The sequence below is a fragment of the Rhodocaloribacter sp. genome (assembly GCF_056451265.1).
This window is the reverse complement of sequence record NZ_JBWOPL010000088.1, coordinates 1-9,822: the sequence shown is the minus strand read 5'-3', so window position 1 is coordinate 9,822 and position 9,822 is coordinate 1. Positions and strand designations below refer to the sequence as shown.

At 64.5% G+C, this 9,822-nt stretch carries 7 protein-coding genes; all 7 read right to left on the bottom strand.

Features of this window, described 5'->3' with window-relative positions:
- Nucleotides 1-510: 510 nt before the first annotated feature.
- The 7 genes from AC1HIY_RS14905 to AC1HIY_RS14875 all read right to left on the bottom strand — a co-directional run bounded on the left by AC1HIY_RS14905 (nt 511) and on the right by AC1HIY_RS14875 (nt 9,500).
- Entirely contained in the window at nt 511-927 is a 417-nt protein-coding gene (locus tag AC1HIY_RS14905; protein ID WP_479577591.1) for a MerC domain-containing protein, read from the bottom strand.
- A gap of 38 nt (nt 928-965) precedes the next feature.
- Nucleotides 966-1,379: a nuclear transport factor 2 family protein gene (locus AC1HIY_RS14900; RefSeq protein ID WP_479577590.1), complete on the bottom strand. Its 414-nt coding sequence runs from the start codon at nt 1,377-1,379 to the stop codon at nt 966-968.
- Nucleotides 1,380-1,419: 40 nt separating this feature from the next.
- Nucleotides 1,420-2,415: an alpha/beta fold hydrolase gene (locus AC1HIY_RS14895; RefSeq protein ID WP_479577589.1), complete on the bottom strand. Its 996-nt coding sequence runs from the start codon at nt 2,413-2,415 to the stop codon at nt 1,420-1,422.
- Between the two features lie 132 nt (nt 2,416-2,547).
- Entirely contained in the window at nt 2,548-3,243 is a 696-nt protein-coding gene (locus tag AC1HIY_RS14890; protein ID WP_479577588.1) for a cysteine hydrolase family protein, read from the bottom strand.
- 315 nt (nt 3,244-3,558) lie between these two features.
- On the bottom strand, nt 3,559-5,073 hold the full coding sequence (locus AC1HIY_RS14885; protein WP_479577587.1) for a sigma-54-dependent transcriptional regulator: 1,515 nt from the start codon (nt 5,071-5,073) through the stop codon (nt 3,559-3,561).
- A complete protein-coding gene (locus AC1HIY_RS14880; RefSeq protein WP_479577586.1) occupies nt 5,070-7,931 on the bottom strand; it encodes an ATP-binding protein in 2,862 nt (953 codons plus the stop codon). The genes AC1HIY_RS14885 and AC1HIY_RS14880 overlap by 4 nt, the downstream gene beginning before the upstream one ends.
- 342 nt (nt 7,932-8,273) lie before the next feature.
- Nucleotides 8,274-9,500, bottom strand: a complete 1,227-nt coding sequence (locus AC1HIY_RS14875; RefSeq protein ID WP_479577585.1) for a DEAD/DEAH box helicase — start codon at nt 9,498-9,500, stop codon at nt 8,274-8,276.
- Nucleotides 9,501-9,822 lie beyond the last annotated feature (322 nt).

The window sequence follows — 9,822 nt, the reverse complement described above, 5'->3', positions numbered from 1 at the left end:
CCGGCCCACACGGCGGACGTCACGCTGGGGCTTACCGCCACGCAATCGTACGCGCCGCTTTCGAGCATACGTCGTCACTTCATCCGCGCCGATTCGCTCGAGTCCGCCAACGGGCACAAGCGTGTTTCGTGTATTCCGCCGGGGTGCGTGCGTTCGGCATCCTCCGGACGGCGCCTACCGATAACGGCGTGCTTCACGGCGGGCTGCACCTCGGTTATGCGCCGACCGTTCGTCGCCCCGTCCTCCAACTGACGCCGAGTTTCGGAATTTCTAAGCTGCTTTGTCCCGGGACGGTTTTCACGGGAGGGTATCCCGGGCGCGTCCCTCCGCCTCGCCGTGCCCGCCCTCGCCATCCCCGCCTACGTCCTTTGCGGCCATGACGCCGCGTGCGGCGAAGCCGTTTTTCAACCCGTATCGATGATGCCGAACGCTTGTACGCTTCCGATGCGGGATCATTGGGCCTTCTGAGATGCGTCCGTGTTCGTGTCGGGCGCATGATCGCCGGACGCCTTACGCCTGATGCGCGCACGCGCGGGTAGAGCGGTTGCGCCAGTGCCCGGCGATGAGCATGCCGCTGCCGAGCATCGTGCCGGCAGTCTCGGCGATCCCGCTTCCTTCCCACGGTCCGAGGACGCTCGCGAGCGCCACGACGAGGGCGCCCGCGCCGAGGAGTCCCCGAATGCTCGTTGCATTGGTCTGCCCGCGGAGGGTGCGCCGGACGCCGAGCGTCAGGGGTAGGAGGGTGAGCGCAAAGGCCGGATGGAGCCACTCGTGCAGTCCCGTCCCGGCCCACAGGGGCAAGGCGACCAGGAAGAGGGGCACGATCAGGCAATGGGCCATGCACAGCCCGGAGAGGCCGATGCCGATGCAATCCCATGCGCTCAAGGAGGCGGTGACAGCGGTCGTGACGGGGTTCGAAGGTTGCATGGAAGGGTCCGGATGTCATGGAAGGCTTTGGAGGCGGGCTACCGGTAACGGCGCTCGGAGGGGAGAATCGGAACGTCATTGGCGCTCATGTCGCGGCGGCGCATCAAGCCGCGCTCGTCGAATTCCCAGTGCTCATTGCCGTGGGCGCGATACCATTGCCCCGTCGCCTCGTCCCGGTATTCATATTCGAATCGGACCGAGATGCGGTCGTCGGTGTAGGCCCATAACTCTTTCATGAGCCTGTATTGGCGCTCTTTTTCCCATTTGCGCTCCAGAAAAGCCTTGATGGCTTCCCTGCCTTTGAAAAACTCGTCCCGGTTGCGCCAGTCGGAGTCTTCGGTATAGGCCATCGCAATCCGCTCGGGGTCCCGGCTGTTCCAGGCATCTTCGGCGGCTTTGACTTTGGCGAGGGCGGTTTCACGGGTGAACGGAGGGGCGAGGGAAGAGGGCATAGCGAGACTCCATGAGGGGTAAGGGGGAAGAAAGGAGGACTCAGCGCGTGCCGCCCGTGTGTTTGGCCAGAAATGCCCGCATCAGCCCGGCGATGACGCGCCCGTCTTCTTCGAGCGCAAAATGGCCGGTGTCGAGCAGGTGGAACGACAGCGTGCGGAGGTCGCGCCGGTAGGGGTAGGCGCCTTCGGCGGGGAAGATGACGTCGTTTTTGCCCCAAACGAGGAGCGTCGGTGGCTGATGCTTGCGGAAGTAATCCTGCCACTTCGGGTAGAGGGGCGGGTTGCTGCCGTAGTCGTAAAAAAGGGCAAGCTGAATCTCCTGGTTGCCGGGCCGGTCGAGCAGGCGCTGGTCGATGTGCCAGTTGTCGGGGCTGATCGCTTCCGAATGGCGGGCGCCGTTCGTGTATTGCCAGCGTGTGGCTTCTATCGTGAGCAACGTGCGCAGTTCGTTCGCGTTTTCGGGGGTGCGGTCCTTCCAGTAGGCCTTGATCGGCTCCCAGAATTCTCGGAGGCCTTCCTCGTAGGCGTTGCCGTTCTGCACGATGAGGGTCTCCACGCGCTCCGGATATTTGGCGGCCAGCCGAAAGCCCACCGGCGCGCCGTAGTCCATCACATACAGGCTGTACGACTGGAGGCCCAGCTTGTCGGTGAAACGCTCGACGATCCGGGCCAGATGGTCGAACGTGTAATCGAAGGCATCGACCGGCGGCATGGAGCTGTTGCCGAAGCCGGGGTAGTCGGGCGCGATGACGTGGTAGCGATCGGCGAGGGCGGGGATCAGGTTGCGAAACATGTGCGAAGAGGTCGGGAAGCCGTGCAGGAGGAGGACGACGGGGGCGTCCGCGGGGCCGGCTTCGCGGTAAAAGATGTCGAGACCTTCGATCTCGACCGAGCGGTAGGCGACGGAGGGGGGGGCGTCGGCTTCGGACGGTGGGGGGGAGGTCGCCGGGCGGCTGCCCATCACCACGACGGCGATCAGGGTGGCGAGGCTTATCAGGAACAGGAGGCCGGAAAAGAGGGTGCGGGTCGGTTTCATGGGTAGGAGGGGGTTCGGTGTGAAGGAAGGAGAAAGAGCGACGTGTGGGCCGGGAAGTTCGGGGTGGACCGGACGGGTCGCCGGCGGCAGGAGGCGGGGTGGGCCCGGCACGCCTGACGACGTCCGGAGGCGTTATTGCGCCGTCACGGTTTCGGGAAAGCTCTGATAGATGGCTCGCACCGCCTCATCCGTAGTCCATACCGTGTTGGCGAGGAAGCGGAAGTTGACGAGGGCCGCGGCGTAGCCGTCCCCTTCGGGCGCTTTTGCCGCCGCCGTCGCGTCCTTGACCACCGCCACTTCGAAGCCCTGCTCCAGGAGCTCTCGCAGATGCGACTCCGTGCACAGGTTCGCCGACATGCCGCCGAGGATCACCTGATCGATGCCGCGCTTGCGCAATTGGAGCACCAGGTCGTTCGTCTCCGGGCCGAAGACCTTGTGCGGGCTTGCCACGATGGTGGCCCCGTCTTCGATGTACGGCTTGTAGCGTTCGAGCCAGTCCGCGCCGGAGCCGGTGAACCCATCGAGGTTCAGCGCATCTTTTCGGTCGAACATGCCGATGGCGTGCATCATCTTTTCGAGCGCGCCCTCGAACTGCCACCCGTGATCGTGCGGGAAGTAGTAGTGCGGCGAGATGAAGACGGGGATGCCGAAGTGCTTGGCGGTCTTGAAGAGTGTCTCGATGTTCTCCACCGTGTTGTTCTCGACGACGCTTTCGCCGACGAGGGCCCAGGTGACGCCGTCGGGGCTGAGGAAGTCATTCTGCGGGTCGGTGATGACGAGCGCCGCGCGGGAAGGGTCGATGGTCATGCCGGGATCAGGGAGTGCCATGGAGTCGTCCTGTGTGTGGTTCGTGTGTGATGGAAGAGATGAGCGTTCATCCCGTTGCATCATCTATCCAAACCCCGTGCCAGGCAAATCAGAGCGTATAATAAATCGTTTGTTTATAATAATTTATCTCCATGTGATAGGCCGCGTGACAGCTCAAGCGAAGCCCCGGCCCCTTGCGAAATGTCGAAGGGGTGCGAAATGTCGTGGGGGGACGGCGGGGAGCGGCGGAAACGACAGGCGCAGGTGCGCCGGGAGACGGGCGGTTCCGGCGGGAGGGGCGCCGGGAGAGGGGAACTCGGGTGGGAGCGGGTCCGGTCAGGAGCCGGGCGAAGGGCGACGGATGCCGAGCTTCTGCATGCGGGAGCGGAGCGTGCTGGGGTTGACGTCGAGCGCTTCCGCCGCGCCGCCCCTGCCGCCCACCTTCCAGCGTGTCTCTTCGAGGACGCCGAGGATGTGGCGGCGCTCGGCGTCTTCGAGCGTGGCGGGGCTTGTTCCGGAGGGCGTCTTCGCGTGTGTGGCACAGAGCGCATCGTCGAGGCGGAGCGTGGCGTTGTCCGAGAGGATGATCGCGCGCTCGATGATGTTCTGTAGTTCGCGGATGTTGCCCGGCCAGTCATAGCGCGCCAGCATGTCCATCACGGGCGGGGGGATGGTGTCGATCCGTATGCCGAGTTTGGCGCTGTAGTGGTTCACAAAATGGCGCGCGAGCAGGGGCACGTCCGAGGCGCGCTCCCGGAGCGAGGGGAGCGTGATGGGAAAGACGTTGAGGCGATAGTACAGGTCCTCGCGAAAGGTCCCTTTCTCGACGGCTTCCGACAGGTTTCGGTTCGTGGCGGCAATGACGCGGACGTCGACGCGGAGGGTCTGGTTGCCGCCGAGGCGTTCGAACTCGCCTTCCTGGAGCACCCGGAGCAGCTTGGCCTGAAGCTTCAGGGGGAGGTCGCCGAGTTCATCGAGAAAGATCGTTCCGCCGTCGGCCCGTTCGAAGCGTCCGGCCCGGCGCGCGACGGCCCCGGTGAAGGCCCCTTTTTCATGGCCGAAGAGTTCGCTTTCGATGAGGTCGGCGGGGAGCGCGGCGCAGTTCACCTTGACGAGCGGTCGGTCCTTCCGGGGGCTCAGGTCGTGGATGGCCCGGGCGAAGAGCTCTTTGCCGGTGCCCGTCTCTCCGAGGATGAGGACGGTGGCCTGTGTGGGGGCCACGCGCTCGACCTTGCCCAGCGCCTGCCTCAGCGCGGCGCTCTGCCCGATGATCTCTTCGAAGTGGTGGTTGAGTTTCAGCTCTTCCTGCAAATAGCGATTTTCTGCCTGGAGCTGGTCCTTGAGGATCTCCAGTTCACGGAGCGCTTCTTTCAGCGCGCCGTTGGCGACTCGGAGTTCGGCGGTGCGTCGGGCCACGCGCTGTTCCAGGTGCTCGTTGGCCGCTTCGAGCTCGGAGCGGAGACGGCGGAGCGCCAGGTGCGTGTTGATGCGGGCGAGGACCTCTTCGTGCTGAAACGGCTTGGTTACGTAATCGACGGCTCCGGCGCCGAAGCCGCGCACCTTGTCGTGCGTGTCGGAGAGTGCGGTCATGAAGATGACCGGGATTTCGCGGGTGTCCGGCTCCATTTTCAGGCGGCGGCACGTTTCGAAGCCGTCCATGCCGGGCATCATCACGTCGAGGAGGATGAGGTCGGGGCGGGCGTGGCGCACCTGTTTGAGCGCGCTCCTGCCGCTCTCGGCAACGCGCACCTGGAAGCCGAACGAGCACAGGTAATCGAACAGCACGCCGACGTTCGCGGGGATGTCGTCGACGATCAGGATGGTGCCTTCCTCGGGGGGTGCCTTGCTCATGCGTTCGGTTCCAGATAGGGTTCGATGAGTTCGCGAATCCGTTCCATCCGGTAGCTCCGCGCCAGTTCGCGCAGCCGTGATCCGAAAGGGTGTCGCGCGTCGCGCAGATGCTCGTAGGCATCCAGTTGTCGGAGCAGCCCCTGGATGTCGCCCTGGATGGCGAAGGCGTACAGGGTCGAGGCCTGGTCCGGCTGTGGCGGGGCTGCGGCGCGGTCTTCCGCCGCCGCCGGGGGCGCTTCCCCTGCGGGGGAGGTTGCCTGCCGGTAGCGCCACCTCAGGTCCAGGTGGTGCTTCATTCGGTCCAGCAAGGCGTCGATTTGCACGGGCTTGGGCAGGAAGTCGTCACAGCCGACGGTCAGGCTTTGTCGTTGGGTGTCCTCGAAGACGCTTGCCGAAAGGGCGATGATCGGCGTCCCGTCGAGCGCGGGCATCCGCCGGATCCGGCGCGCAGCTTCGAAGCCGCCCATGACGGGCATCACCAGGTCCATCAGGATGAGGTCGGGGAGGAACGCGACGGCCCGGTCCAGCGCTTCCCGGCCGTGCTCGGCCTCCTTGACGGCGAAGCCCAGCGGTGTGAGCAGCTGCGTAAGAAAAGAGCGGTTCTCCCGCTTGTCATCCACCACCAGCACCTTGCGCGCGGGTCCTTCGAAGCCGATGATGCTCCCTTTCGCTCTGGCGCGCGTAGAGGAGAGGAGGTCCAGGGCGGGCAGGTCCAGGTCCAGGGCGGGCAGGTCCAGGTCCAGGGCGGGCAGGTCCAGGTCGAGCCGGAAGGCGCTGCCCAACCCCGGCGTGCTCGAGACGGTGAGCGTCCCATCCATCAACGCCGTGAGCCGGCGGCTGATCGCCAGGCCGAGGCCCGTCCCGTCGAGAGGGCCCTCGAGGTTGCCGATCTGCTGAAACGGGTGGAAGATCTCTTCGAGCTCCTCCGGGGCGATGCCCCTGCCGGTGTCTTCGACCTGAAAGCGAAGGCGCGGGGCATCCGACGGTGTTTCGACGCAACCGACCTCGAACGCCACGCCTCCCCGGTCCGTGAATTTGACCGCGTTGCTCAGCAAATTGAGGAGGATCTGACGCAGCCGCCGCTCGTCTCCCCAGACGACGCCGGGCAGGGGAGTCCGCGAGGTATAGCGGAAGGCCAGTCCCTTCTGTTCGGCCCGGATGCGCCCGATGTCGGCGATGCTCTGCAGGAACTCGGGCAGGTGAATCTCCGACGGCTGAACCTCCATTTTGCCTGCCTCGATCTTCGACAGGTCGAGGATGTCGTTGATGAGGGACAGCAGGTGCTTGCCGCTGTGCTCGATGACTTCGATGCCGGTGCGGTGACTTTCGGCCAGCGTGTCGTCGCGCATGAGGATTTGCGCATAGCCCAGGATGCCGTTGAGGGGGGTGCGCAACTCGTGGCTCATGTTCGCCAGGAACTCACTCTTGGCCCGGTTGGCCGCTTCGGCGGCTTCTTTGGTTTTCTGCAGGTTCGCCTCGTTTGCTTTCCGCGCGGTGGCGTCGATGAACGTCACCACACATCCGATGTCCTGGCCGTCCTGCCGGAGGGGGTACGACCAGTATTCGGCGGGGAAGCTTCCTCCGTCCTTTCGCCAGAGCACTTCGTCTTCCACGTGGGCGCTCGCTCCTTCTCGAAAGGCCCGGTAGATTTTGCAGGCTTCCACCGGATACGGCTCGCCATCGGGGCGGGAGTGATGGATCAGGTCGTGCATGTTTTGTCCGAGCAACTCGCGCTCATCCTCGAAACCGAGCAACTTGAGGCAGGCCTGGTTGCAGAAGGTGCAGTTGCCCTCGAGGTCCACCCCGTAGATGGCCTCGCCCGTCGAGTTGAGCAGGAGCCGGATCTGCGCTTCACTATGCCGGAGGGCTAGCTCGGTGCGCCTGCGTTCGGCTATCTCGCGGGTGAGGAGGTCGTTGGTCCGGGAGACCGTCGCCGTGCGCTCTTCGACGCGTCTTTCGAGTTCGTCGTGGGTCTCCTTCAGGGTGCGTTCCACCTGCGCCCGCGCCCTGATTTCCGAGAGCAAGGCGGAGTTGGTTGCGCGGATCTCGTGGACGCTTTCGTCCGCCTGCCTGAACAGGCCATACATACTCACGAGCAGGCCGGTCAGCACGAAGAGGTAACTCAGATGCTTCACCAGGTGCGCCACGTCGAAGGAGGCATCATAGAGTTGATGCGAGAAGGGCATGAAAGCCACCTGAACGGCCAGACCGGCAATGATCGAGAGCACCAGGAAGAAGATGAAGGCATCTTTCTTCCAGTGTCCGGCTCGTAGATAGCCCACGAGGGCCAGGAGGAAGAACAGGCCGGGGAGGAACTCTTCCGGACGCCCGACGACGAACTCGGGGTAGTAGGCTCGGGGCAGCGGCGTCAGGGCGAAGAACAGGAAACCGGCAACCGTGAGGACACCGGTGACGCCGTAGACCATCCCTTCGCCGATCTTACCGCCCTCGTGCAACCGTTCTTCTCTGCGACACGCCCACCAGCTCAGAAAGAGCAGGACGGAGAGGAACAGGCGCGAGGCGATCCAGCTCCACGGCGCCAGCGATGGAGGAAGCGAGGGGAAGGCGCCGGAAAAGGGGGCAAAGGTGGCGATGGTGTGGTAGCCGTCGAGCAGGCCCGTGCCCAGAAAGCCCGCTCCGATGAAGAGGTAGGTGTTCCCGTTCTTGGAATAATAGCGCACCAGCGCGATGATTCCCACAAACAGGGCCAGCAGGGTGGCGGCCACCTCCATGATCGTGTGCACCGTGCCGTCGGCCCGCCACGATGTTTGCCGCAACGCGATGCCTCCCATCAGCAGGATGCCTCCGAGGACCACGAAAGCCGTAATCCTTTTTCGAACGAGCGTCTCGCTTTCCATAATGCGGGAAAAAGGTTGCCGGGAGAAGAGAGCGGGAAGAGGAGGGCTCTCTGCCCCTCGTGTCAGCGGACGGTCGTCGATGAGGACGAACGGGGAATGAGGCGCTTCCGTTCTCGGAGGGCTATGCCGGACGATGCGTGCCGGACAATATACATGCCATTGCTTTCAAGTGCCTGTAGATTGAAGGTTTGCCGGAAGCGCCCTTTCCCTCCAGGGTCCGAAATGTCGCGCGGGGTGCGAAATATCGCGTGATACGATGGTGAAGGGCCGGGCCCGGCCGAAAAAAAAACAGGGGACCTTACGGCGTAAGATCCCCTGTCTCGTTTCTATGGGTCGTTGGCTTTACCGGCGTCGGGAGGGACGGTGGCGGCCGTTTCGGGGATTGGCGTGATGCTTCCGCCCGGATGCGGCGGTGCGGATCGGCTCTTCCTCGCTGCCGACCTCGAAGCCGTCGTAGACCTTGCGTGAGAGGCGCTGGCCGGTATGGCGCTCGATCTGCCGGAGGTAGGACCGTTCGTCGGCGGCCACGAACGTGATGGCGTCTCCGGTCGTCCGTGCGCGTCCCGTGCGTCCGATGCGGTGGATGTAGTCCTCGGCCTGGTTGGGCGTATCGTAGTTGATCACGTGCGAGATGCTCTCGACGTCGATGCCGCGCGCGGCGATGTCCGTCGCCACCATGATCTGGAACTGTCCGTTCTTGAAGCCGCTGAGGGCGCGTTGCCGCTGGCTCTGGGACCGGTTCGAGTGGAGGACCGTGGCGCTGAAGCCTTGCTGTCCGAGTTTACGCTTGATGCGGTCGGCGCGGTGTTTCGTGCGGGAGAAGATGAGCACGTTCTCCATCGACTCCGTCTGGAGCACATGAAAGAGCAGGTCCATCTTCCGGTCCGGCTTCACCAGGCACACCTGCTGGGTCACGGTCTCGGCGGGATTGCGGCGCTCGCCCACCTCGATGAGCGTGGGGCGGTCCATGATGGTCTCGGCGAGCGAGCGGATCGGGCCGGGCATCGTGGCGGAGAAGAGCATCGTCTGCCGGGGCTCGGGCGCGGCGGCGACGATCCGTCGGATGTCGGGCAGGAAGCCCATGTCCAGCATCCGGTCCGCTTCGTCGAGCACCAGGATTTCGAGTTTCGAGAGGTCGAGGCTGCCCCGTCGGAGGTGGTCGAGCAGCCGACCCGGCGTGGCGACCACGATGTCGACGCCGCGTCGCAGGCTGTTCAGCTGCGGGTGCATGCCGACGCCGCCGTAGACGGCGAGGCTGCGGAACCGCGTGTGCTTGCCGTAGACCCGGACCGCCGCCTCCACCTGCAGGGCCAGTTCACGCGTCGGCGTGACGACCAGGGCGCGCACGGGGCGGCCATTTTTCGGGCGGGGAGCGGTCTGAAGGCGGGAGAGCATCGGCAGCACGAAAGCCGCCGTCTTGCCCGTCCCGGTCTGTGCGCAGCCGATCAGGTCGCCTCCTTCGGCGGCCACGGGGATCGCCTGGGCCTGGATGGGGGTGGGGGTGGTGTAGCCTGCATCGAGGATGCCGTTAATGATTTCTCGGGAGAGTCCGAGCGCTTGGAAGGTCATCGTCATTTAAAAAAGTAGGTCTGGGTGGTCCGGCGTTGGGCCAGACGTCTGCCCGTTAGAAAAGCTGCGTATCAGAGAAGTGGGGGAAGCCGGAACACGTCCGTCTGCCGGAAGGGCAGGGGCGGTCGGCTTCGTCGTCAAGAGCAGGCGAGACGTGAGGGGCTCGAAAGGAGGGGCGAGGCCCGGAACCTTTCTTGGTGTGTCTGCTCAGGCAGTTCCCGGAAAGCGATGCTTTAAGAGTCCGCTTCCGAATAACATAGGTACCGGGAACGGTGTGTTTGAAACCCGTATATGCGGAAGTCGGGTTTCGGTTTCCGCACGC

Coding starts and splice junctions, on each gene's coding strand:
- AC1HIY_RS14905 (WP_479577591.1), bottom strand. CDS start 927: ATGCAACCTTCGAACCCCGTCACGACCGCTGTCACCGCCTCCTTGAGC.
- AC1HIY_RS14900 (WP_479577590.1), bottom strand. CDS start 1,379: ATGCCCTCTTCCCTCGCCCCTCCGTTCACCCGTGAAACCGCCCTCGCC.
- AC1HIY_RS14895 (WP_479577589.1), bottom strand. CDS start 2,415: ATGAAACCGACCCGCACCCTCTTTTCCGGCCTCCTGTTCCTGATAAGC.
- AC1HIY_RS14890 (WP_479577588.1), bottom strand. CDS start 3,243: ATGGCACTCCCTGATCCCGGCATGACCATCGACCCTTCCCGCGCGGCG.
- AC1HIY_RS14885 (WP_479577587.1), bottom strand. CDS start 5,073: ATGAGCAAGGCACCCCCCGAGGAAGGCACCATCCTGATCGTCGACGAC.
- AC1HIY_RS14880 (WP_479577586.1), bottom strand. CDS start 7,931: ATGGAAAGCGAGACGCTCGTTCGAAAAAGGATTACGGCTTTCGTGGTC.
- AC1HIY_RS14875 (WP_479577585.1), bottom strand. CDS start 9,500: ATGACCTTCCAAGCGCTCGGACTCTCCCGAGAAATCATTAACGGCATC.